The sequence below is a fragment of the Flavobacterium sp. genome (assembly GCF_044341265.1).
GTDB lineage: Bacteria > Bacteroidota > Bacteroidia > Flavobacteriales > Flavobacteriaceae > Flavobacterium.
In genome coordinates this window covers 1-24912 of the sequence record NZ_JBIISA010000039.1, presented here as the reverse complement: position 1 = coordinate 24912, position 24912 = coordinate 1, and the positions used below count along the sequence as shown (strand labels likewise).

At 31.2% G+C, this 24912-nt stretch carries 25 protein-coding genes and 2 tRNA genes; 13 read left to right on the top strand and 14 right to left on the bottom strand.

Translation table 11 applies throughout. The features are described from left to right. On the top strand, positions 1-236 hold a 236-nt coding region (locus ACIQ06_RS14600), incomplete at its 5' end, for a T9SS type B sorting domain-containing protein (protein WP_396147580.1). 154 nt (positions 237-390) lie between these two features. On the opposite strand, the gene ACIQ06_RS14595 is transcribed toward ACIQ06_RS14600, so the two are convergent. From ACIQ06_RS14595 to ACIQ06_RS14585, 3 genes are all read right to left on the bottom strand, one after another. Then, positions 391-465, bottom strand: a tRNA-Val gene (locus tag ACIQ06_RS14595). A gap of 38 nt (positions 466-503) precedes the next feature. Further along, positions 504-581, bottom strand: a tRNA-Val gene (locus tag ACIQ06_RS14590). A gap of 72 nt (positions 582-653) precedes the next feature. Beyond that, complete coding sequence (locus ACIQ06_RS14585; protein WP_396147578.1) at positions 654-1874, bottom strand: bifunctional folylpolyglutamate synthase/dihydrofolate synthase; 1221 nt, start codon at positions 1872-1874, stop codon at positions 654-656. A gap of 127 nt (positions 1875-2001) precedes the next feature. Between ACIQ06_RS14585 and ACIQ06_RS14580 the strand changes: the two genes are divergently transcribed. Both ACIQ06_RS14580 and ACIQ06_RS14575 read left to right on the top strand, forming a co-directional pair. Next, positions 2002-2712, top strand: a complete 711-nt coding sequence (locus tag ACIQ06_RS14580) for a MotA/TolQ/ExbB proton channel family protein (protein ID WP_396147576.1) — start codon at positions 2002-2004, stop codon at positions 2710-2712. Next, positions 2696-3091: a biopolymer transporter ExbD gene (locus ACIQ06_RS14575; protein ID WP_298119651.1), complete on the top strand. Its 396-nt coding sequence runs from the start codon at positions 2696-2698 to the stop codon at positions 3089-3091. The genes ACIQ06_RS14580 and ACIQ06_RS14575 overlap by 17 nt, the downstream gene beginning before the upstream one ends. A 133-nt stretch (positions 3092-3224) precedes the next feature. Here ACIQ06_RS14575 and ACIQ06_RS14570 read toward each other — a convergent pair whose 3' ends face one another. The 4 genes from ACIQ06_RS14570 to ACIQ06_RS14555 form a co-directional block, all read right to left on the bottom strand. Continuing rightward, positions 3225-4145 carry an energy transducer TonB gene (locus ACIQ06_RS14570; RefSeq protein WP_396147574.1) on the bottom strand — a complete coding sequence of 307 codons (921 nt, stop codon included), beginning with the start codon at positions 4143-4145 and terminating at the stop codon, positions 3225-3227. Between the two features lie 45 nt (positions 4146-4190). Beyond that, a complete protein-coding gene (nhaA, locus tag ACIQ06_RS14565; protein ID WP_396147572.1) occupies positions 4191-5345 on the bottom strand; it encodes a Na+/H+ antiporter NhaA in 1155 nt (384 codons plus the stop codon). Then, on the bottom strand, positions 5346-6572 hold the full coding sequence (locus ACIQ06_RS14560; protein WP_396147570.1) for a Glu/Leu/Phe/Val dehydrogenase dimerization domain-containing protein: 1227 nt from the start codon (positions 6570-6572) through the stop codon (positions 5346-5348). A 108-nt stretch (positions 6573-6680) separates the two neighbouring features. After that, the gene (locus tag ACIQ06_RS14555; protein WP_396147568.1) at positions 6681-7742 is read right to left on the bottom strand and encodes an anhydro-N-acetylmuramic acid kinase; all 1062 of its coding nucleotides are present in this window, start codon (positions 7740-7742) and stop codon (positions 6681-6683) included. A 95-nt stretch (positions 7743-7837) separates the two neighbouring features. Here ACIQ06_RS14555 and ACIQ06_RS14550 point away from each other — a divergent pair, with 95 nt between their 5' ends. From ACIQ06_RS14550 to ACIQ06_RS14525, 6 genes are all read left to right on the top strand, one after another. After that, positions 7838-8974: an acyl-CoA dehydrogenase family protein gene (locus tag ACIQ06_RS14550; RefSeq protein ID WP_396147566.1), complete on the top strand. Its 1137-nt coding sequence runs from the start codon at positions 7838-7840 to the stop codon at positions 8972-8974. Positions 8975-9223: 249 nt separating this feature from the next. Next, on the top strand, positions 9224-9712 hold the full coding sequence (locus tag ACIQ06_RS14545) for a DinB family protein (RefSeq protein ID WP_396147564.1): 489 nt from the start codon (positions 9224-9226) through the stop codon (positions 9710-9712). Beyond that, positions 9700-10407: an NRDE family protein gene (locus tag ACIQ06_RS14540; RefSeq protein WP_396147562.1), complete on the top strand. Its 708-nt coding sequence runs from the start codon at positions 9700-9702 to the stop codon at positions 10405-10407. The genes ACIQ06_RS14545 and ACIQ06_RS14540 overlap by 13 nt, the downstream gene beginning before the upstream one ends. A 157-nt stretch (positions 10408-10564) precedes the next feature. Then, on the top strand, positions 10565-11443 hold the full coding sequence (locus tag ACIQ06_RS14535; protein WP_396147560.1) for a D-alanine--D-alanine ligase: 879 nt from the start codon (positions 10565-10567) through the stop codon (positions 11441-11443). Continuing rightward, positions 11443-12081, top strand: coding sequence for a hypothetical protein (locus ACIQ06_RS14530; protein ID WP_396147558.1), 639 nt, complete (start codon positions 11443-11445; stop codon positions 12079-12081). The genes ACIQ06_RS14535 and ACIQ06_RS14530 overlap by 1 nt, the downstream gene beginning before the upstream one ends. 103 nt (positions 12082-12184) lie before the next feature. Continuing rightward, positions 12185-12868 carry an SDR family NAD(P)-dependent oxidoreductase gene (locus ACIQ06_RS14525; protein ID WP_396147584.1) on the top strand — a complete coding sequence of 228 codons (684 nt, stop codon included), beginning with the start codon at positions 12185-12187 and terminating at the stop codon, positions 12866-12868. Here ACIQ06_RS14525 and ACIQ06_RS14520 read toward each other — a convergent pair. Together ACIQ06_RS14520 and ACIQ06_RS14515 are read right to left on the bottom strand one after the other, a co-directional pair. Continuing rightward, positions 12852-13556: a VanW family protein gene (locus tag ACIQ06_RS14520; RefSeq protein WP_396147557.1), complete on the bottom strand. Its 705-nt coding sequence runs from the start codon at positions 13554-13556 to the stop codon at positions 12852-12854. The genes ACIQ06_RS14525 and ACIQ06_RS14520 overlap by 17 nt on opposite strands. Next, positions 13553-14245: a class I SAM-dependent DNA methyltransferase gene (locus tag ACIQ06_RS14515; protein WP_396147555.1), complete on the bottom strand. Its 693-nt coding sequence runs from the start codon at positions 14243-14245 to the stop codon at positions 13553-13555. The genes ACIQ06_RS14520 and ACIQ06_RS14515 overlap by 4 nt, the downstream gene beginning before the upstream one ends. Before the next feature lie 29 nt (positions 14246-14274). On the opposite strand from ACIQ06_RS14515, the gene ACIQ06_RS14510 reads away from it, so the two are divergent. From ACIQ06_RS14510 to ACIQ06_RS14500, 3 genes are all read left to right on the top strand, one after another. Further along, a complete protein-coding gene (locus ACIQ06_RS14510) occupies positions 14275-14877 on the top strand; it encodes a SprT-like domain-containing protein (RefSeq protein WP_396147553.1) in 603 nt (200 codons plus the stop codon). Positions 14878-15014: 137 nt separating this feature from the next. Beyond that, positions 15015-16076: a mannose-1-phosphate guanylyltransferase gene (locus tag ACIQ06_RS14505; protein WP_396147551.1), complete on the top strand. Its 1062-nt coding sequence runs from the start codon at positions 15015-15017 to the stop codon at positions 16074-16076. A 64-nt stretch (positions 16077-16140) separates the two neighbouring features. Next, positions 16141-19950: a gliding motility-associated C-terminal domain-containing protein gene (locus tag ACIQ06_RS14500; RefSeq protein ID WP_396147549.1), complete on the top strand. Its 3810-nt coding sequence runs from the start codon at positions 16141-16143 to the stop codon at positions 19948-19950. A gap of 1 nt (position 19951) precedes the next feature. Here the strand turns inward: ACIQ06_RS14500 and ACIQ06_RS14495 are convergent, their stop codons facing one another. The 5 genes from ACIQ06_RS14495 to ACIQ06_RS14475 form a co-directional block, all read right to left on the bottom strand. Next, complete coding sequence (locus ACIQ06_RS14495; protein WP_298308861.1) at positions 19952-20716, bottom strand: ABC transporter ATP-binding protein; 765 nt, start codon at positions 20714-20716, stop codon at positions 19952-19954. Between the two features lie 3 nt (positions 20717-20719). Then, on the bottom strand, positions 20720-21469 hold the full coding sequence (locus tag ACIQ06_RS14490; protein ID WP_344816912.1) for an ABC transporter permease: 750 nt from the start codon (positions 21467-21469) through the stop codon (positions 20720-20722). A gap of 68 nt (positions 21470-21537) precedes the next feature. Next, a complete protein-coding gene (locus ACIQ06_RS14485; RefSeq protein ID WP_396147546.1) occupies positions 21538-22386 on the bottom strand; it encodes a glycosyltransferase in 849 nt (282 codons plus the stop codon). Between the two features lie 17 nt (positions 22387-22403). After that, on the bottom strand, positions 22404-22934 hold the full coding sequence (locus tag ACIQ06_RS14480; RefSeq protein WP_396147544.1) for a methyltransferase: 531 nt from the start codon (positions 22932-22934) through the stop codon (positions 22404-22406). A 74-nt stretch (positions 22935-23008) separates the two neighbouring features. Next, the gene (locus tag ACIQ06_RS14475) at positions 23009-24070 is read right to left on the bottom strand and encodes a 3-oxoacyl-ACP synthase III family protein (protein ID WP_396147542.1); all 1062 of its coding nucleotides are present in this window, start codon (positions 24068-24070) and stop codon (positions 23009-23011) included. A gap of 265 nt (positions 24071-24335) precedes the next feature. On the opposite strand from ACIQ06_RS14475, the gene ACIQ06_RS14470 reads away from it, so the two are divergent. Then, positions 24336-24912: hypothetical protein (locus tag ACIQ06_RS14470; RefSeq protein WP_396147540.1), on the top strand; the 577-nt coding region annotated here is incomplete at its 3' end.

The following is a 24912-nucleotide window of genomic DNA, read 5'->3' as shown; positions in this document are numbered from 1 at the left end:
GTGACGGAATTAACGACTATTGGAATATTGTTGGTTTGGATAAAGAAATAAACGCAAAAATTTATATATTTGACCGCCAAGGAAAATTGATTAAACAAATCAGTCCAGCAAGCAAAGGATGGGATGGAACATACAACGGAAACCTAATGCCATCAACGGATTACTGGTTTACAGTTGGCTATCCTGAAGCTGGCGCGATGAAACAATTTAAAGCCCATTTCTCATTAAAAAGATAAAAAAGACAACATAATTAAAAAACAAAAAACTCCTCAAAAATGAGGAGTTTTTTTATTTAATATAAGAGATTTGATAATGGATTAATAAATTAATTGCTTTTAGAGAAGGACAAAAAAAAAGACAAATTCAAAAAAATGAATTTGTCTTTTTTTGTGGGCGATGAGGGGTTCGAACCCCCGACCCCCTCGGTGTAAACGAGGTGCTCTGAACCAGCTGAGCTAATCGCCCGATAATGCTTTTTGTATTATCAGTAAATGTGATAAAAGTGGTGGGCGATGAGGGGTTCGAACCCCCGACCCCCTCGGTGTAAACGAGGTGCTCTGAACCAGCTGAGCTAATCGCCCTTTTATCATGATTATGATTTCTCTTAATCAGGGTGCAAATATAAAGCTTATTTTTAAATCTGCAAACATTTTTTATAAAACTTCTGCTACTACAAAAGTACTTCCGCCTATGTATATAAAGTCTTTTTTAGTAGATGATTTCAATGCTTCTTGATAAGCGTTTGAAATAGAATTATATACTTTTCCGTTTAATTGGAAATCCGAGGCTTTTTTTTGTAAAATTTCTGCATTTAATCCTCTTGGAATATTTGGTTTGCAGAAATAATATTTTGCATTTTTAGGGAATAAAGGCAAAATTTCATTTAAATCTTTGTCATTTACTACTCCTAATACAATATGTAATTGTTCGAATTTTTCATTTTTCATTTGATTTATAACTATTTTTAATCCATGTGAATTATGAGCTGTATCACATATTACTTTTGGATTTTCCTTTAATTGTTGCCATCTTCCTTGCAATCCGGTGTTTTTTATTACTTTTTGAAATCCATTCTTGATGTTTTCTTCGGATACTTTAAATTCATTTTGACTTTGTAAAACTTTAATGGTTTGAAGAACAGTTTTTTTATTATTAGTTTGATAATCACCTAATAATTCTGAAGGATAAGTTTTTTCAATTAAATCTGATGCGAAGAAAATTTCAGAATTGGTTTCTTTAGCTTTATTTAAAAAAACATTTTTTGTTTCTTTAGTATATTCACCTATTACTATAGGAATATTATTTTTAATTATTCCAGCTTTTTCAAATGCAATAGCTTCTAATGTGTTTCCTAGAAATTGTGTGTGATCTAAACCAATATTTGTAATGACTGAAATTAATGGATTTATTATATTGGTTGAATCTAATCTTCCACCCATACCAACTTCAATTATATTGATATCCGTTTTTTCTTTTTTGAAATATTCAAAGGCTAGTCCAACGGTCATTTCGAAGAAACTTAATTGGTTTTCTTCAAAGAAAGATTTATTTTTTGATATAAATTCACATACAAATTTCTCTGAAATTTCTTTGCCGTTTATCTTAATTCGTTCTCTATAATCCTTTAAATGTGGTGATGTATAAAGTCCAACTTTATAGCCTGCTTCTTGTAAAACGGATGCTAGTAGGTGTGAAGTAGAGCCTTTACCATTAGTTCCTGCAACATGAATACATTTTAAATCTCTTTCAGGATGATTTAAGTGTTTTGAAAGCAATATAGTATTAGTTAAATCTTTTTTATATGCCGACGCGCCTTGTGTTTGATACATAGGTAGTTGGCTAAATATCCAATTTATGGTTTCTTGATAGTTCATTTCTTTTTAATAAAATAATCTTAAAACAAAATATTTTCCCAATTTTGTAGTTTAATATTGTATTAGAATTTATCTTTAGTGCAAATTTGAGATTATTTTTAACAACTAAATCAAAAATCTAATTTATATGATTAATTTTTTTCTTCAAGTCCAAAATGATACTATCGCTCAAGCTACAGGAGCAGTAATTGAAGGCGCTGTAAATACAACTGAAATTTCCGTTTTAGGATTTATTTTAAAAGGAGGTTTTTTTCTTATTCCAATTGCTCTTTTACTTTTTTATACTTTTTATATAATTATCGAGCGTTATTTATATATCCATAAACGTGCAGTGATTGATCCAAATTTAATTCGTGATATTCGTGATAATTTGAATGCAGGAAATATTGATATGGCAGTTTCGGTTGCCGACAGAAGCAATACTGCATCAGGTTATGTCCTTAGAGAAGGTATTCTAACAATTGGAAGACCAATTTCAGAAATTGAATCAAATATGGAGCGTGCAGCAAATATTGAAGTTGGTGAAATGGAAAAGAAACTTGGTCAATTGGGACTTATTGCAGGTATAGCTCCAACATTTGGTTTTATTGGAACTATTTCTGGAGTTATTAAAATTTTCTACAGTATTTCTCAAACGGAAGATATTAGTATCGGAAATATCTCAGGTGGTTTGTATGAAAAAATGATTAGTTCAGGAGCAGGATTAGTTGTTGGTATTATTGCTTATTCAGCTTATCACTTATATAATGGTAGAATTGATAGTTTTACCTTAGCAATTCAAAAACAAGTACTTGATTTTGTTAACATAATTCAACGTCCAAATGGTAAAACGAAATAAAAGATTTCATGCAGAAGTCGCTACATCATCTTTGAGCGACATTATGTTTTTCTTGTTATTGTTTTTCTTAATCATTTCCACATTGGCAAATCCTAATGTGATAAAAATGACGTTGCCAAAATCAAAAACAAGTGAAAAAACAAACAAGCAACTTATAAGCTTATCAGTAACCGAAGACAAACGTTTTTATCTCGATAAGCAAGAAGTAGCTTTTGATCAACTTGAAGCTTCATTATTAGCTCAAATGGGTGATGCTAAAGACCAGACAGTTGTGGTTAGAATTCCATTTAATCTGCAAGTGCAAGATTTAGTTGATGTATTACAAATAGGCGTAAAGAACAAATTGAAGTTTGTAATTGCAACAAATAATTCTAAATAGGAGCGAATGGTTCGGGATTTATCTGTAATCCATTTTCCTGCTTTTCATTACAATAAAAAATGCTTCCAAACAATGGAAGCATTTTTTATTTTCTCTACAATCAGGGCTATAAAGCCATTGAATTGAATATTTGTTAATCTTTCAAACTGAAATTATATTTTATAGTTCCTACTTGTTTTTCAGTTCCATCAGGACTTGCGCTCCATTTGGTGTTCATTGCTGCAATTCTAGCTTGACTTGCTAAACAACTTGCGGCATTGGTTGTTCCTCTTGCTCCAGGTTTAGCTTCAATTACGTTTCCATTTTTGTCAACTGTGATTTGTACAACAACAATTCCTTCTTCATTACAATTATAAGCAGGTTGAGGCTTGCTTAAAGCTTTTCTACCATTTAAAGCATATCCAGAACCATTTCCTAAACCATTACCACTTCCGTTTCCGCCACCACTTCCAGAACCGCTTCCAGGTCCTGTTCCTGTTCCATTGCCAGTTCCGTTTCCTCCACCTGTTCCTCCGCCAGAACCACCAGTTCCCGAATATCCTGAAGAGTTTATATCACCATTAGCACGTCCTTGATTACCAGAAGTTCCACTATTTCCATCACCTCCTTTTTTATTTCCTTTTAAGATATTAGCCAAAGCATCATCAACTTTTTTAACTGGTTTTTTTACTTCAACAGGTTTCTTAATTTCAGGTTTTACAATTGGTTTTGGGTTTTTTACCGGTTTTGCTTTCGGAATTACAGCATCCGTTTTATCTGCATTGGTATCTTCAGAAATTATGTCTTCATCAGGAGTTGGTTGTGCTTCATTGTTTTTTGAAACTTCTTTAACATCTAATTCTTTACTTTGAAAGTCTGCGCCAGAGCCAAAGTCGGTGTCGCCAAAGTTAACTGTAACTCCGCCACCGCCACCGCCGCCAGCTAATAGAGCAAGTTCAGCATCTGATGGAGGCCAAAAGCGTATGAAAAACATAATCAATAGCAATACAGCATAGATAAGTGTCGCGATTATAAGCGATTTTCTTTTGTCAGCAGGTGTAGAATCTAAACTCATTAGTACTGTTTTATATGTTTTAACGTCGAAATATACTAAAAATTGTTATTCTTCTTGCAAGGGATTAACATTTGATAAACTTTTCTTTAGCCAAATAAACCCAATTATACCTGAAATTAATGAGCCAATCAATATCATAAACTTCGAATTAGTAATTATTTGATTGTCTTCAAATGCTAAAAGTGTAACAAAAATGGACATTGTAAAACCAATTCCACCAAGGAATCCAACACCTATAATTTTCTTCCAATTTAAATCTTCTGGTAAATGGGTAAATTTTAATTTTACAGATAAATAAGTGAAAAGAAAAATTCCTATAGGTTTCCCAAGTACCAATCCAAAAATAATGCCTAATGAATAGGATTCAGAAAAATTGTGAATCCAATCCTTGCTAATCACAATGGCTGTATTACACAATGCAAAAATTGGAATAACGATAAAAGCTACAGGATGATGCAACCAATGTTGTAATTGCGACGAAATAGTTTTAGAACTTCCATTTCCAAAAGGAAGCGCAAAGGCTAATAAAACTCCAGTGATTGTAGCGTGAACTCCAGAATTTAACATAAAATACCACATAAAAATTCCTCCAACAAGATATAAAATCAAGTTATTTACTTTCAATCGATTCATAATCAGAAGAACTCCAAAAATAGAAAGAGAGATAATTAGATTGGTAAAGTAAATGGTTTTGGTATAAAAAAGTGCAATTAAAATTATGGCACCTAAATCATCAATTACAGCAAGAGCAGTTAGAAAAATTTTTAATGAAACTGGGACTCTGTTTCCCAATAATGATAAAATTCCAATTGCAAAAGCAATATCTGTTGCCATTGGAATTCCGATTCCGTGTTCTGTAGGTGTTCCAACATTGAAGGCAAAATAAATTAAAGCAGGAATCAACATTCCGCCTAAAGCACCTGAAATAGGTAAAATGGCGTCTTTTATTTTGGATAACTCTCCAATGTAAACTTCACGTTCTAATTCTAATCCGATTAATAAAAAGAAAATCGTCATCAAACCATCATTTATCCAATGTTCGGCACTGTGACTGCCAATTTGGTAATGCCACATTGCAATGTAATCTTCAGAAAATGAAGAATTTGCTATGACAAGAGAAATAACAGTACAGATTAATAAAACTAATCCGCCAGCTTTTTCACTCTCAAAAAAGGATTTGAATAACCTAGTGGTTTTCACTTATACTAATTGTTTTAATGCAATTTCAAATGCAGTTGCACTTATATTTTTTTTATCTGAATTCAAATCGTGTGCTCTTTCAATGGCTTTTTTGATTGTTTCAGAAATGTCATAAAAAACAGCTTCATCAGTCATTTGAACTTTTTTCTCCATGAAATAAGCAAAAACTCTCGCCATTCCACAATTGGAAATAAAGTCAGGAATCAAACTCACTTTGCTATCCGTTTCTTCCATAATTGATCCAAAGAAAATTTCTTTATCTGCAAATGGTACATTCGCACCACAAGAAATCACTTCTAAACCAGAGCTAATTAAATTATCCAATTGGTCTTTTGTTACTAATCTTGAAGCTGCGCAAGGAGCAAAAATATCCGCTCCAATAGTCCATATTTTTTGATTGATTTCTTCAAATGGAATCATATTTTCTGCAACCAATTTGTTGCCATCTTTATTCAAAAATAATCGTCTGATTTCTTCAAATGAGAATCCGTTTTCGTTGATTATTCCTCCATCGCGATCAATAATTCCGATAACTTTTACACCCATTTCAGCAAGATAAAATGCTGCTGCCGAACCTACATTTCCAAATCCTTGAACGATAGCTTTTTTATCTTTAAAATCACCGCCATAAGTGTTATAGTAATGGCGAACTGCTTCTGCAACACCATATCCAGTAATCATATCGGCAACGGTGTATTTTCTTAATACGTCAGGTGAGAATTTTGGGTTTTCAATTACTTTGATAACGCCTTGACGCAATTGTCCAATTCTATTGATTTTATCAGCTTCGGTTGGTTTGAAATGTCCGTTAAAAACACCTTCTTGCGGATGCCAAACACCGCATTCTTCTGTATATGGAATTACTTCGTGAATTTCGTCAACATTCAAGTCACCACCGGTTCCGTAATAACTTTTCAATAAAGGCGAAACTGCTTTGTACCAACGTTGTAAAACGCCTTTTTTGCGTGGGTCATTTGGGTCAAAATTGATTCCAGATTTTGCACCACCAATTGCCGGACCAGAAACAGAAAATTTCACTTCCATTGTTTTTGCTAATGACAGAACTTCGTTCATATCTAATCCTTTTCTCATACGAGTTCCACCACCAGCTGCACCGCCACGAAGTGAGTTTATTACGGTCCAACCTTCGGCTTCGGTTTCGCTATCTTTCCAATTGAATATTATTTCGGGTTGTTTATTTTCGAATTTTTTAAGTAAATCTTTCATTGTATTTAATCTGAATTTGTTTCAGACGCAGGTTTTAGTTAGTTAATTTGTTTGTGTTGCAAATATAGTTTTTTTAAAATTATTAGATTTTTATAAAATGATACTATTTTAGAAAATCACTCCCGAACTATGATCCATCTTAGCTCCAGTAACGCTACTCAAAACATTGATTTCATTTCGTAATTTCAAAACGCCTAAAAGTGCAAAAATTAGTGCTTCTTTAAATTCTAATGTTTTGTTATCAGGAATTATGATTTGGATATTTGGTAGGTGTAATTGCATTCGTTCAATTAAAAAATCATTGTAAGCTCCGCCACCAGTTATTAATATTTTTCCAGTTTTATTTGGTAATGCTAATGAAGTTTGCAAAGCAATATGTTCGGTAAAAGTGTGCATTTTATCTTCAATTGAAATCGAATATTTTTCAATTAATGGTAACACAATTTCTTTTACAAATTCAAATCCGAGTGATTTTGGAAATTGTTTTTTATAATATTCTAAAGCGTTTAGTTCATTCAATAGTTCTAGATTTACTTTTCCTGAACGAGCAATTTTTCCTTTATCGTCGTAATTTAATCCTAATTTATTAGAGTAAAAATTCAGAACTGTATTAACAGGCGAAATATCAAAAGCAATACGTTTTGAATTATCTTCAAAAGATACATTAGAAAATCCGCCCAAATTCAAACAATAATCATATTCTGAAAATAAAATTCTATCACCAATTGGCACTAAAGGCGCACCTTGACCACCAAGTTGAACGTCTTGAACTCGGAAATCACAAACAACTTTTTCTTGAATTATCTCAGCAATTTTTGGAAGATTTCCAATTTGAAGTGTAAAACCATTTTGTGGTTGGTGTAAAATAGTATGTCCATGAGAACAAACGGCATCAATATTTTTTAATTGATGTTTGTCGATAAATGATTTAATGATGTTTCCTAAAAGTTCGGTGTAATCTTCATTTAATTCAATTAAATTTTCTTCGGAAAAACTTACGGCTACTTTCAATTTGTTTAACCAATCATGAGAATACGAAATGGTTTCAGATTCCAAAATTTGATAACGCCATTTGTTGTCTTTTATGGTAAAATTGATGTGTGCTAAATCGATTCCGTCAAGCGAAGTGCCCGACATAACTCCTATAATTTTGTAAGTTTCTTTAAACATTGGCTAAAATTACGAAAACGTTTTAGAAATTGATGAAAATGTGCTATTTTTGGACACTAAAATTATCGATTTACTAAATAAACTAATACAAAAATATGGATTTTAATCTTACCGAAGAGCATTTGATGATTCAGCAAGCTGCGAGAGATTTTGCTCAAGCCGAACTACTACCTGGAGTAATTGAAAGAGACGAACATTCTAAATTTCCAACAGAGCAGGTCAAAATGATGGCAGATTTAGGTTTTATGGGAATGATGGTTGATCCAAAATATGGTGGTTCAGGTTTAGATAGCGTTTCCTATGTTTTAGCAATGACTGAAATTGCTAAAGTTGACGCTTCGGCAGCTGTTATCATGTCGGTAAATAACTCATTAGTTTGTGCTGGTATGGAAAAATATTGCAACGAAGAACAAAAAATGAAATATTTAGTTCCTCTTGCTAAAGGTGAAGTTATTGGTGCTTTTTGTTTGTCAGAACCAGAAGCTGGAAGTGATGCTACATCTCAAAAAACAACTGCAATTGATAAAGGTGATTACTATTTGCTAAACGGTACAAAAAACTGGATTACAAACGGTTCAACTGCTTCAACTTATTTAGTAATTGCCCAAACTGATGTTGAAAAAGGTCACAAAGGAATCAATGCATTTATTGTAGAAAAAGGATGGGAAGGTTTTGATATCGGACCGAAAGAGAAAAAAATGGGAATTCGCGGAAGTGATACACATTCCTTATTATTCAACGATGTAAAAGTTCCAAAAGAAAATAGAATTGGTGCTGATGGATTCGGATTTGCTTTTGCTATGAATGTTTTAAACGGAGGAAGAATCGGGATTGCATCGCAAGCCTTAGGAATTGCAACTGGAGCTTATGAAATTGCTTTGAAATATTCTAAAGAAAGAAAAGCTTTTGGAAAAGAAATTTTCAATCACCAAGCTATTGCTTTCAAATTAGCTGATATGTATGTGAAAGTTACTGCAGCTAAATTATTAGTAATGAAAGCCGCTTGCGAAAAAGACGAAGGTAAAGACATTGCGCATTCTGGAGCTATGGCAAAATTATATGCTTCTGAAATTGCTTTAGAAGTTGCTAATGAAGCAGTTCAAATTCACGGTGGAAATGGTTATGTAGCCGAGTACCATGTAGAACGAATGATGCGTGATTCTAAAATCACTCAAATTTATGAAGGAACTTCTGAAATTCAACGTATTGTAATTTCTAGAGGATTAGTTTAATCTTCAATTTACTATATTTTTAAACCCTTTAAGTATTTTTCTTAAAGGGTTTTTATATTTAATTTTTATATGTTTTTTTTAAATGTTAAAACGATATCAGAACACTTTTTAATTTGGTAATAATTACGTTTCTTTGTTGTTTACAATTAATGTACAATCAAAAGAATAAATTATTAGATTTATTAAAATTCAAAATCTAGAAAACTTGATTGTATTTTAAAACGTAAATATTAAAAAGATTCTATACATATGTTAATTCCTTCTATTCAAAATACATTAAACGAGTTAAGTGACTTGTTGTCTCAATTATCAACTGATGATTACACTTGTCAATGTCACGGATTGAGTAATGCAACAATTGGCGAGCATACACGTCATATAATTGAGCTTTTTCAATGTTTAGAAAATCAATATGAAAGTGGTGTTGTAAATTATGATAGTAGAAAAAGAGATTATGCTATTCAAACATGTACTGAAACTGCAAAATCTGCTATTGAAACCATAAAAAGTAATCTTGAAAAGCCAAATAAAAATTTGCTTTTGCATCAAGTTATTGACGGCGAAACTTTAGAAATAGAAAGTAATTACAATCGTGAATTGCTATATAATTTAGAACATTGTATTCATCATCAAGCTTTAATAAAAGTAGCCGTTTTGCAAAATGATTCAATAACAATTGATTCAAATTTTGGAGTGGCTCGTTCTACAATTGAATATAGAAATCAATGTGCACAGTAAGTTTTGTTTTTTCTAACGGAAAAGCAATTTTAACACACAATCGTGATGAAAAAGTAGCTCGTCCAAGTGCTATTGAACCTCAAAAATATACTGTAAATTACAAAAATATCTACTTCCCAAAAGACCAAAAAGCTGGTGGGACTTGGTATGCTGTAGCAGAAAACGGAACTGTTTTAGTACTGCTAAATGGTGCCGATGAAAAACATCAATTAAAACCATCTTACAGAAAAAGTCGCGGATTAATTGTTCTTGATTTAATAAGTTCAGATTCACCCATTGAGGAATGGAATACCATTGATTTATTTGGTATTGAACCCTTCACAATTGTATTGTTTCAAGACAAAAAACTATACCAATTACGTTGGAATGAAGTCGAAAAATCTACTATAAATTTAGATGTAAATCAAAGTCATATTTGGTCTTCGTCAACTTTATATCCAAAAGAAATTCGAGAGCATAGAGCAGAATTATTTCAAAATTTTATAGTTTCTAACGAAGTCTCTTCTGAAAAACTTTTTCAATTTCATCGTTATGCAAAAAATGATGATTCTGAGAACGGATTGATTATCAACAGAAATAACGAAATGAAAACCTTGAGTATTACTCAGACTATAATTCAAGAAAATAAAGTTGTACTTTCGTACCACGATTTACAAAATCAGGAGGAATTTACTAATTCAATTACAATACAATAAGTTGAAACTTTTTTTTCATAAACTTTTTCGTTGGGAATATTGGCCGTTTCAAATTGTCTATATTCCTATTTATTTTTTGTGGGCTTTTTATGCTATAAAAGCGCGAACAATCTTCTTTTTTAATGCCAGTAATCCAAAGATAAAGAATGGCGGATTTATGGCAGAAAGTAAAAAGGAAATTTATGATTTAATTCCACAGAAGTATTACCCAAAAACCGAACTGATTTTAGAAAACAATGATTTTGAAAAAGTAATTTCAGTTTTTCAAAATTCCTCAATTCAATTTCCATTTATTGCAAAGCCTGATATTGGTTTGCGAGGTTCGGCAGTGAAAAAAATTCATAATTTGGAAGAATTGAGAACTTACAATTCTAATGCAAATTTTGATTATTTAATCCAAGATTTGATTCCGTATGCTAATGAAGTTGGTATTTTTTATGTTCGTTTTCCAAATCAAACAAAAGGAAAAGTAACTGGAATTGTATCCAAAGAATATGTAATTATTGAAGGTGATGGAAAAGCAACAATGGAACAATTGATAAGAGCTAATCCACGTTATGAATTACAAATTGAAAATATTAAGAAAGATTTCGCAACTCAATTTAATGAGGTTTTAGAAAAAGGTAAAAAACTAAATCTTGTGCCTTATGGAAATCATGCTCGTGGTGCAAAATTTATTGATGCGAGTAATTTGATTACAGATAAATTAAATCAAACTATCGATGCAATGTGTCAAGAAATTTCTGAATTTTATTTTGGAAGATTAGATATTATGTATGATTCATGGATGGATTTAGAGCAAGGAAAAAACTTTGCAATTGTTGAAATAAATGGAGCAGGAAGTGAACCAACACATATTTATGACCCAAAACATTCTTTGTTTTTTGCTTGGAAAGAATTGGCTCGTCATATCACTTATATGTATAAAATAAGTGTTCAAAATCATAAAAGAGGATTTCCTTATTTGAATCATAAGGATGGAATGAAAGAATATAGATTGCATCTGGAACAAAGTAATAAGATTGTAAATTTTTAATGCAAATTCTAAAAAACATATTCGTAGGATTTTTAGTCAGTTTTATTGGCTCAATTCCGCTTGGTTATTTGAATATTGTTGGTTATGAAGTTTATAAAAGTTTCGGATTAAACGAAACCATTTTCTATTTACTTGGTGTTATTTCAATTGAGTTTTTCGTAATTTATTTTACATTATTGTTTGCAAATAAGTTAATTGAAAATAAAAAACTGATTAAATTTATTGAAGCATTTTCAATTATTTTCATGTTTTTATTGGCTTATATATTCTATTCAAGTGCATCAAAAGATGCATCCTCTCAAACAGTTTTAGAAAAATATGTCGATTATTCTCCGTTTGTTGTTGGAGTAATTCTAAGTTGTTTAAACTTCATTCAAATTCCGTTTTGGACAAGTTGGAATTTGTATCTTTTAAATGGAAATTATATTGAAGTATCCAAATCAAGAAAATATTTCTATGTTTTTGGAACCATTTTTGGAACCTTTTCTGGAATGTTGGTTTTGATTTTATCTTTAGATTATGTAACAAACCAAACTGATTTTTTAGCAAAATATTTAATGAAAGTAATAATTCCGTTAGTATTTATAATTTTGGGATTAGTACAAGGATTTAAGTTTTATAAAAAGTATTCTAAATAGTTTTTTTATCTTTACCATCAAGTAAAGAAACAAATGAAATCGAAGATTATTTCATCTGTTCGCTTTTCAAGCTCGAGTCACGAACACCAAAAAACAATTTTAAATTGTGAGTAAAAACATTATTATTACAGGAACTTCTCGCGGAATTGGATATGAACTGGCATTACAATTTGCAAATGCTGGACATCAAGTCTTAGCCATCTCTAGAAAAATACCACAAGAATTAATCGGAAACCAAAATATAACTTGCCTTTCCATTGATATTTCGGTTGAAGATGAGATGCAAGAAATTGATAAATTTATTTCTTCCACTTGGAAAATAGTAGACATTCTAATTAATAATGCTGGAAGTTTAATCAATAAACCTTTTTCACAACTGACACAACAAGATTTTGAAAGTGTTTACAAAGTAAATGTTTTTGGTGTTGCAAACTTAACAAGAACTTGTTTACCATATATGCCAAAAGGGAGTCATGTGGTATCAGTAAGTTCAATGGGCGGAATTCAAGGAAGTATGAAATTTCCTGGATTAGCGGCTTATTCTTCAAGTAAAGGCGCTGTAATTACACTTTCAGAATTATTGGCAGAAGAATACAAAGAACAAGGAATTGCTTTCAATGTTTTAGCACTTGGAGCTGTCAATACCGAAATGTTGCAAGAAGCATTTCCGGGTTATGAAGCACCAATTTCACCAAAAGAAATGTCCGATTATATTTTCAATTTTGCTTTGACAGGAAATAAATTTTATAATGGAAAAGTGTTGCAGGTTTCTAGTTCAACTCCATAAATTTATAAGTTGAAACACAATGTTGTTTTGAATTAATTGTTGTTACAACTTCAATATGATTTTCTTTATAGTTTCTTGTGAAATCTAAGTTGGATTCTTCAATTTCTTCTTCACTTTTTAGTTTGCAAATGATTTTGTTTTCTTCAAATGAAAGTGAAAATTGGATAGGAAAGTTGTAGTTGTTTTTGATTCTCAAATCTTTGTATCCATAAACCACAGTTGCATCTGAACCTAATGGTGTAAAGCGTTCATCTTCTTTATAAATATCTACCGAGTGATTGTAACGTTCTATTATTTCTAAATTACCTTTCAAAGCGGCAAAATAAATGATACTCGAAAGCTGACATAATCCGCCACCAATTTCTTCTGAAACTTTACCTTTTATAATATTTCTTCCAGTTTTGAATTCGTTTTTTTCTAATGGTGAACCAATAACTTTCCAGAAAGAAAAAATTTCATTCGGATTGATAATTATTGTTTCCACTTTGCTTGAAGCAACTTTTAAGTTGTGAACTTTATTGTCATAAAATGCTCCTTGTTTAATTTCTTGAATGGTAGAAATTGAATTTAAAAGAGATGTTTTTTCATTATTAGCTTTAGCAAAATCAATAGTAATGTCAGATAAAAAACGTTTAACCAAACGAAATTGTAGTTTTAGATGCTTCGGAATAATAGATTTTAATTTCATTTTTTTTCTAATTCAACGATTATATAAGAAGCATACTCTTTTAAAAATGAGTTGCAAAGGAAATTGTCAATCTTACCAAAAAAAGGTCTTATCCAAGTTGGGAATCTATGAATCGGAAAGAAAAGGATTCCTTTGTAGGTTTTAAATTTCCAATTATTTTCCGTCATTTTTTGAATTTCTGCAATAGAAAAATCATTAGCTGCATGCCAATTTGTTGATTTATAGTTTATCAATTTTCGTCTTTTTTTAGATGGAAAATCAAAAATTAGTTTGCCGTTTAAATTTAGTTTTTTGTGCGATTCAGCTAAAAATTCTTCCGTTATTTTAATATCTAAATGCATAATTACATGAAGAGAATAAATCAAATCAAAATAATTTTCGGGATAAGGAATATTAGAAACAGAACCTTCCTTAATTACTACTTCTGGAAATTTAGATTGTGCAATTTCAATCATTTTCGGACTAATATCAACTCCGTGATCCGCAAATTCTAAGAATCTTCCAGTTCCACAACCTAAATCTAATGTGTTTTTAAATGAGTTTTTCTCCAGAATTGCCTTTAAAAAAATACGTTCTTGTTGGTCAATATATTTTCCATACGAATTTTCAAATCGATTGCTATCGTATGTTGGAGCTAAATTGTCATAATATTTTTTAATTGCATCAATCATTTCATAAATGTATGGCATTTCTAACAAAAATAAATAAATTTGTAACAATGAGCGAAGTCCTATCTAAATACCTTCCTGAGCATGCTGTAGAATTGTGTTTTGAATTAATCAAAGCTAATTCGGTGCATTTAAAAATCGTTAATGAGCGACAAACGCGCCATGGTGATTATCGAAAAGGACTTTCTGGAAAACATGAAATTACTGTAAATGCCAATTTGAATAAATACCGATTTTTGATAACGCTTGTTCACGAAATTTCCCATTTAGTAGCTTTTGAAAAATACGGAAGGAAGATTTTGCCTCATGGAGTAGAGTGGAAGATGACTTTTCAAAGATTGATGGTTCCTTTTATAAGACCAGAGATTTTTCCGCATTCGGTTTTGCCTTTGGTAGCTAATCATTTTAGAAATCCAACTGCTAGTAGTGATACTGATGCCAAATTGGCTTTCGCTTTAAAACAATTTGACGAAAGAAAGCCAGATGTCCATTACATTCATGAAGTACCAAGTGGTAGTTTGTTCAGAATAAAAAATGGAAGAATTTTTCAAAAAAAAGGACTTCGAGTTAAACGATATGAATGTATTGAAGTAAACACAGGAAGAACTTTTTTGTTTAACGCCAACGCTGAGGTTGAAATAATTCCTGGTTGATTTTCATCTATAGATAACTTCATTTCGAAGAAAGAAAAGCGTATTCTATGATGACTTTAACTTTATTTCATATTTTAATAAATATATTTGTAGCACTAATTAAAAAAAACGAAGTCGCTTTGTGCTTCTAAATAACTATGAACAAAAATTATTACGCAATATTAATGGCCGGTGGCGTTGGTTCACGATTTTGGCCGGTTTCTACAACAGAATTTCCTAAACAATTTCACGATATGTTGGGTTCTGGTCATACTTTAATTCAGAAAACTTTCAGTCGTTTATCAAAATTAATTCCGGCAGAAAATATTTTTATATTGACTAATGAATTGTACAATGATTTAGTATTAGAACAATTGCCAATGGTTAAGCAAGAGCAAGTTTTGTTAGAACCAGCAATGCGAAATACAGCACCATGTATTTTATATGCATCATTAAAAATTCAAAAGTTGAATCCTGATGCGGTTATGGTTGTAGCACCTAGCGATCATTGGATTGAAGATGAAGATGAATTTACAAATAATTTGAAACAGTGTTTTGATTTTTGTGAAAAAGAAGATGCTTTAATGACTTTAGGAATTCAGCCAACATTTCCAAATACAGGTTTTGGTTATATTGAATTTGATAAATCTGATGAAAATCCCATAAAAAAAGTAAATCAATTTAGAGAAAAACCTGATTATGAAACTGCAAAATCGTTTTTAGAGGCTGCAAATTTTCTTTGGAATGGCGGAATTTTCATTTGGAGTGCGAAATCAATAACTTCAGCTTTTGAAAAATTTCAACCACAAATGAGTGCTTTGTTTTTGAAAGGAAATGAAAGTTATAATACATCATCTGAAAAAGACTTTATCAATCAAAATTATGCTTCTGCAGAAAATGTTTCAATTGATTATGCCGTAATGGAAAATGCTAAAAATGTATATGTTTTACCAGCAACTTTCGATTGGAATGACCTAGGAACTTGGGGACAATTGCATGAAAAAATTGATAAGGATGAAAATAATAATGGAGTTATTAATGCCAAAGTTATTTTAGAAAATGCTTCAAACAATATAATTCGTTCCGATGCCAATAAGATTATAGTTGTAGATGGTTTGCACGATTATATCATCGTTGATAAAGAAGGTGTTTTAATGATTTATCCAAAGTCTAAAGAGCAAGATATTAAACGTATAACAGGCTTAGCAAATAATTTGTAAGTAATTTTATAAAAAATAGCGTAACCTTTTGTAAATTTATACATCTAATGTAAAAATACAATTTATGAAAGGCACAAGAACTATAAATCAATTACATCTAATTTTCTTTCTTGTATTTTTTTTCCAATTTTCATTTGCACAATTGTCAAGTTTTAGTTTGGTTGTAACAAAAACAGATGAGACTTGTACAGGAAATGGCTCTTTGAGTTTTAATGTTCAAAATACATCACCTGGTGCAACAATTATTTATTCAATTTATTTGTTGCCAAATGTAACTACTCCGATTGCTGTAACTCAAAGTAATTCTTTAACTGGCTTAAATGCTGGTAATTATAGTGTCAATGCGTTACAATCTTTAGGGGCTTTAAGTAATTCTGTACAACAAGGCATTGAAATTAATAATTTAATAGAATCGATAGCTTTTGATTTAAGTGGTCAACCTCAGACTTGTCAAAATAATGGTGGTATAACAGTTAATGTAACAAATGGAAATCCATCAACATATGAAATTATTTCTGGACCAATAATTGTAAGCCCACAAAGCTCAAATATATTTACTAATTTGATTTCTGGGGTTTATAACATTAGAGTGAATGATGTTTGTGGAGATGGAGTTGTACAAACATACACATTGTCTTCTTCAATAAATTCAAATTTAACTATTTCTCCATTTTCAACAGTTTGTCAACTTACAAATTGTAATACAATTGATGGTAGTTTTTTAATTCAAGCTCTTTTAAACACAACAATTTCTTATCCATTAAATGTTGTGTTTACTGTTCAACCTCCAAGTGGTGCTCCAATTAGTTTTAATCAAGTAATTGCAACTGGTGCAGTAAATGTTACTGAAGTAAATTTAAATATTCCATTTTACTATAATCAAAGCTATTCTTACAATATTGTTGTTACAGATACGTGTAATAACATTGCCACATACAATGGTGTGATTAATAAAACATTAACGCTAGGTTTGACACAACCTAGCCCAAGCTCTTGTCAAAGAGGTATAGAATTGAACTTATGTAATTTTGTGCCACCTTATACGGTTAATTTTATATCATCACCTCAGGGTTTTAATCCAACTATATTTAATCCAAATCATCCTGGACCATTTATTGGGGAAACTTCTTATAATCCTACAATTAATGAAGAAATGCCATTAGGTAATTATATTATTGAAGTTACTGACTCTTGTGGTCATGTTGCTCAAAGTCAAATAACTTTATTAGATGGTATTCCTGATTTTCAATTGATGCCATTTGATGATTGTAGTCCAACAAGTATAATCAATATTCCTAATGTAAGCCCTCCAGTAACATCAGTAATTATTACTGCTGCTCCTGTACAGGCAAATTTATCATTGCCTTTTGTAGCATATACAAATCCTACAGGAGGACTTTTTAATATGTCTCTAAATTTTTCAGGTATTTATACTTTTACAGGGACTAATATTTGTGGTGCCACCTTTTCTTTTGACGTAGAAGTGCCTCCATATATACCACCAACATTATCAGTAATAGGAAATGCTTATCCAGGCTGTAACTTATTTAATGGTTATATAAATGTAGAAATGTCAACTCCTGGGCCAGAACTAGTGACAGTCTTAGTAACAGATGCTCCAATTGCTTATGGAAATAGCTTACCACATGACATATCTCAATATATTTCTCAACCCAATAATGTTTCTTTAACTTTGGGTAATTTGCCTGTTGGTAGTTATACTTTTTCAGTAGTTGATAGTTGCGGTAATACTTATGTTGAAACGACTATTGTTTCTGTAGTAATATCTCAGACACCTTTAGCAGTTTCTTTTTTGAAAGGTTGTGGTGGTGATGTTGGTTCTTTAACTTTAGCAAGTTATAATGGAGGTTTGCAAACGGTAATTATTAATTCAGCACCATCAACTTTTACTCAAACATTGCCTTATGATGTAAGTTTTAATATTGCTTCAAATGGATGGTTTTATATGAATTCATTACCAATTGGGACTTATACTTTTTACACAAAAGATATTTGTAATGTAGAAATTGTTACAACAATAGAAGTTTCTGGTTACCAAGTTATTCAAGATGAAATATTAGTTGAAGGAAGTTGCGGTGCATTTAATTTAGGTATGCAATATATTGTAAATGAACTAAGTACTCATTTTTATTGGTTGCAAAAGTGGAATCCTATTTCAAATCAATGGGAGCATCCAATAACAGGAACAACTTATATAAATGGTACATTACCAACAGTTTTAAACTCATATTCACTTTCTAATTTAACAGTAAACTATAATATTGCCTCTTTGGGTACATTTAGAATAATAAAAACACATGAAATATTTTCTAATGGTGTTTCTACGCTTCTAAATTGTATTGAAGTTATTAGAGAATTTGAATTTAACGGAGGTTTGAAAATTACCTCTGCTTATACTTTTCCTTGTAATAATAGTAATGAGGTGATTATTATTGCCAATGGAATTCCGCCATTAACCTATAGAATAACTTCAAAAGACGGTTTGCCTTTTGTAGTAAATAATGGTACTTCAAATATTTTTTCTGGATTACAACCTGGAATTTATAATTTTCAAGTTCAAGATACTTGTGGTAATATTGTTAATCGACTATTTGATATAACGACTTTGCCAGAACCTTCAATAACAGCTAGCAATTTATGTCAAGGTCAATCAGGTGAGTTGTCAGTTCAGGCATTTTCTTTTTTAAATTATCAATGGTGGAAAGGAACAAATACGACTACTATTTTAAGTACTACAAATGTTTTAACATTCAATCCATTTAATGGAGTTACAGATGCAGGAACTTATTATGTTAGAATTTATTCAACAATTCCAGGATCTTATGTTGATAGAATTTTATCCTATACAATTCCTTTGAGTACAATTCCCAACGCTGGTTTAGATGGAAATTTGGTACTTTGCGGAACATCAAATTCAGTTAACTTATTTACATTATTGAATGGAACTTACGACACAGGAGGTGTTTGGCAAGAAATTACAAATAGCGGTATGTTATCAGGAAATAACTGGTTACCACTTGGAATACCTTATGGAGTTTACAATTTTAAATATACGGTTTCAGGATTTTGTAATGCTATAGATGAATCTTTTATATCAATTACTTTTAATCCTATTCCGATGGATCCAATTGTAGATGTTGATTCTAATTATTGTAGTGGTGATGATATTCAGTTTTTTACAGAAACCATTCCAAATGCAACTTATCAATGGACTGGACCTAATGGTTTTACGGCTACTACACAGAATTTGGTTTTTAACGATAGCACCACAATTTTATCTGGAAATTATACGGTTACAGCTAATTTAAATGGTTGTACCTCTTCAACAACTAAAACAATTTTGGTAAAACCTATTCCTCAATTTACTATTGAAGCTAATTGTATTAATAATAATTTCACAATTACTGCAATACCTGCTAATGGAACATTTTCAAGCTCAGATACTTTCTTGTGGTCAGGTCCAGATGGTTTTACTAGTACAATAAATCCAATTCAAATTTCAAATAAACCAAAAGGAATTTATTCAGTTGTTGTTACAAATATCGATGGATGTAGCACGTTTCAATCAGTGGAAGTTTTAAGTACCATGTGTACAATACCAAATGGGATATCTCCAAACGATGATGGTCTTAATGACTCTTTTGATTTATCAGGATTTACAGGAATTCGCGAATTAAAGATTTTTAATCGCTATGGGATGGTTGTATATGAACAAGAAAATTATATTGACCAATGGCATGGACAACAAAAGAATAGTGACAAATTATTGCCAGACGGAACTTATTATTATTTGATTAATTTTGAAAATAGCGAACCAAAAACAGGTTGGGTTTATTTGGTAAGAGAGTACTAAACTATTCTTCTTTATTCTGTGCTTTTCTAATTTTTTTAAACAAGTTTGAAGAATAAACGAAATCAACTATAGCTTCATTATCAGTTTTGAAGATGTCTTTTTTGGAACCTTCCCATGCAAGAATTCCATTTTTAAGAAAAATGATTTTGTCTCCAATCTCCATAACGGAGTTCATGTCGTGAGTATTTACAACCGTTGTTATGTTGTACTCAACAGTAATTTCATGAATCAAATTGTCAATTACAATAGCTGTTTTTGGATCTAATCCTGAATTGGGTTCGTCACAAAAAAGATATCTTGGATTGTTTACAATAGCTCTTGCAATAGCTACTCGTTTTTGCATTCCACCTGAAATTTCAGATGGTTTTTTATGGTTGGCATTAACTAAATTAACTCTATCAATTACAGTGTTTACTCGTTCTCTAATTTCTTCCGGAGATTTAGTAGTAAACATTTTCAATGGGAAACCAATGTTCTCTTCAACCGTCATGCTGTCAAACAAAGCACTTCCTTGAAAAACCATTCCAATTTCTGTTCTCAAGGCACGTTTTTCATCCGCAGATAGTTCAGAATAAATTCTTCCATCAAAAGAAATCGTACCAACATCAGGAGTAAAAATTCCTAATAATGATTTTAATAAAACAGTTTTACCAGAACCACTCTGGCCAATAATTAAATTAGTTTTACCAGCATCAAAAGTTGCCGAAATTCCTTTCAAAACTTTAGATTCTCCAAAAGATTTTTCTACGTTCTTTACTTCTATCATCGGTTAATTGGTTAAAAGTAATTGAGTTAAAATATAATTCACCAAGATGATTACTACAGATGTCCAAACAAATGAAACGGTACTTGCTTTACCAACTTCTAACGCTCCACCTTTCATATAATAACCATGAAAAGAAGGAATTGTAGCTAGAATCATAGCAAAAACAACTGTTTTTATAAAGGCATAAGTGATATGAAATGGAATAAATTCGGTTTGAATTCCTTGTATAAACTCATTACTTGCTGTAAAACCACCATAAACTCCAGCCATCCAACCGCCAAGAACACCAAGAAACATTGCTATTCCAATCACAAATGGATACAATAAAAGCGCGATTATTTTAGGGAAAACTAGATAATTTAATGAATTTACACCCATTACTTCCAAAGCATCAATCTGCTCAGTAACACGCATTGTTCCTATACTTGATGTGATAAACGAACCCATTTTTCCAGCCATGATGATGGAAATAAAAGTAGGAGCAAACTCTAAAATTACCGATTGTCTTGTGGCAAAACCAATAAGATATTTTGGAATCAAAGGATTAGTTAAGTTTAATGCCGTTTGAATAGAAACAACACCTCCAACGAAAAAGGAAATAAAAGCAACAATCCCAAGGGAATCAATTACTAAATCGTCAATTTCTTTGAAAATTAACCCTCTCATAACCGACCATTTTGTGGGTTTGTTGAAGACTTCTTTCAGCATTAAAAAATACCTACCTATTTGCGTTAAATAACGAATTAACATCATAGTTTTAAAATATGGTCAAAAATAGTGAGAAGTTATGAGTTTTAAGTTATGAGTTGTGAGATTTTAACTTAAAATAGTTTCTCTTTCATCTTCTGAAGTCTGTAATTACGAATAAATTTAGCTTGTTCGTCAGTAACTAAAAGTGGTTTTTTTGAAGATTTTGCCTTCCAAAAACCTTTTATGTAGTCTATAAAAAGGAGTGGTTTTTTCTTCATCATCGCCAGTTTCAAGGAAGCTATAGTAGTAATCCAAAATCCGTAACCTAAGGAATAAAAGGCTTCACCTTGTTTGTAACGAGCTGTTTTGTTGTAGTTGGCACCTGTTGGTTTTAGGTGTTTTACATGTAAACTTTCATCGGTAACCACTTTCCAATTGTAGAATTTACAAAGTAACTCATCGACAGTATCCCATCCCATTTCAGGTTTTAATCCGCCAATTTGTTTGAAAGTTTCTTTTCGATAAGCTTTTAATGCTCCGCGAATATGGTCTTTATCAGTAAGATTTTCCAAAATCCATTCGCCATTTTTTTCTATGTAACAAAAACCTCCAGCCATTCCAATTCGTTCATCTGAATGGAAATGTTTAATTATGGTTTCAAAATAATTGTTCGGAAAAATTAAATCGGCATCTGCTTTTACAATAAAATCATAGTTTTCATCCAAAGTTTCTAATCCTTTTTGAAACGCTTGAATGACTTTACTTCCTGGCAAATGAATAGCATCAGAAGTCTTATTAACTAAAGATATAAAAGAATATTTTGAGACAAATGAATTTACAATCGCCTCTGTATTGTCAGTAGAATTATCATTCACCACCACAATTTTTGTAGGTAAAACAGTTTGTTCAACCAAAGATTGAAGTGTCAAAGAAATTAAGGCTTCTTCGTTGTGTGATGGAATGACGATGTAATACTTCATTAGATAATCACTATTTACTAATTACTTTTCACTCTTTCAGCAAAAACAATATAATATCTAGGAGTAAAATATCGTAACAAAGGTCGGAATCCAAGTTTCTTAACTGGATGTGTGAATTTTTCTCTTGCAGTAATTTTCCAACCTGTTTTTTCTAAAAGCCAATCTAGTTGCCAATCTTCAAATTCGTGGTAATGTCTGTCCCACATATCAGTTTTGCTTCGGTATGCAGGAGAAAACCATAAACGTAATGGAATGGAAATCAGCAATTTATCACATTTTACATTTTGTAAAACAGTGTAAGGATTTAGTAAATGTTCGAAAATTTCAAAAGCAGTAAAAACAGTATAAGTTTCGTTCTGTAAAGCCGTTTGGTCGTTGTCTAAATCTTCACCTTTGGTGTTTTTTACAATATAACCATTCTCTTCCATGATTTTAGAAAAAGGATTGGGAACACCTAAATCAAATATGGTTTCAGAAGTATTTACGTGCTTTTGTAAAAATTCTAAAGTATGCTTAAAGCGTTTATTGGGAAATGTTTTTTCGTACATGAACATTGAAAATTAAAGATGCAAATGTACTAATTTTTACTTCGTACTTTGTATTTCTTATTTCGTACTTTCTTTTACATTCTATAAACAATCGCATTGATATTCATTCCAGCGCCAACCGATGCAAATAGAATTACATCACCTTTATGAATCTCTTGATTTTCAATTTTTCCTTTAATCAAAGAATCGTATAAAGTTGGAACAGTTGCAACACTTGAATTTCCTAATTTATGAATGCTCATTGGCATAATTCCTTCAGGTGGTGTTTGTCCGTATAATTTGTAAAAACGTTGAATAATGGCTTCATCCATTTTTTCATTAGCTTGATGAATCAATATTTTTTTCACTTGATTGATGTCGATTCCCGTTTTGTCTAAACATTCCTTCATGGCTTTTGGAACATTGCTTAAGGCAAATTCATAAATCTTTCTACCATGCATTTTTATGTAACGAACATCCGGGTCGTGGTCTTTATTAAATGAATTTCCAAAGAATAAATAATTGGCTTCATCATAAGCATAAGTAGCCGATTCATGAGCTAGAATTCCTTCTGCTTCACCATCAACCGCTTCAATAATTGTTGCACCAGCACCATCAGAATAAATCATTGAATCTCTATCATGCGGATCGGTAACTCTTGATAATGTTTCAGCACCGATAACCAAACATTTTTTTGCCATTCCGGCTTTGATAAATGCAGTTGCTTGAATAACACCTTCTACCCAACCTGGACAGCCAAACAACATATCGTAAGCAACACATTTTGGATTTTTTATACGTAAGTCGTGCTTTACACGAGTTGCCAAACTTGGAAGTAAGTCTGCTTGAATAGCTCCTTTTTTCTGGTTTCCAAAATTGTGAGCAAATATGATGTAGTCTAGAGTTTCAGGATCAATTTTTGAGTCTTCAATTGCTTTTTTTGCTGCAATAAAAGCGATATCAGATGTCAATAAATCATCAGAAGCATAACGACGTTCTTCAATTCCAGTAATTCCGTAAAATTTTTCTGTAATAACTTCATTTGGAAGTGGAAACGGCGTTCCATCTTCGTTCAAGAAAACATGATTTGAAAAGTCTTTATTGGTTACTATTTCTGTTGGAATATAACTTCCAGAACCTGTTATTTTTATGTTCATTGATAAAATAAATTTGTTACTAAATTATTGATTTTAAAATTGTATTTACCTTTAAATAGAGAATAATTATTAATTTTTGCGAATACACTTTTTTTTAAGTCAAATTTTTAACATAATTTAAATTTTTAACCTATTTTTTGAATTAAAGATTTTATTATTTTTGAAAAAAAATATTTTTATGATAAAAAACTACCTCTATTTTTTAATTTTTTTTAATTTTTGTTTTTGTTTTTCACAAAACGATTTATGTTCTAGTGCAATAAGTTTGACTCCAACCACTAATTGTGTAACTACAATAGGAAGTTTTAGTGGTTCGGGAAATATGGGAACAACAACTTCGTGTTTTTCAACTGCTTTACAAGATGTTTGGTACAGCTTTGTAGCTACCGATCCTACTATGAGCATATCACTTTCTAATGGTGTAGGCGTAAACTTAGGGATGGAAATTATTACTGGTTCTTGTTCTGGAACTAGTTTTGTATGTGATAATAGTTCTACTAGTTCTGTTAGTGAGTTTTATCAAAACAATACTTTTACTGTAGGGCAAACGTATTTTGTTAGAGTATTTCATGCTGAATCAAGTTTATTGACTACCAATTTTACAATTTGTGTTCAAAATTATCCAACCCCAGTAAATGATTTGTGTTCTGGTGCAATAAGTTTGACTCCAACTACTAATTGTGTAACAACTACAGGAAGTTTTAGTGGTTCGGGAAATATAGGAACAACAACTTCGTGTTTTTCAACTGCTTTACAAGATGTTTGGTACAGCTTTGTAGCTACCGATCCTACTATGAGCATATCACTTTCTAATGGTGTAGGCGTAAACTTGGGGATGGAAA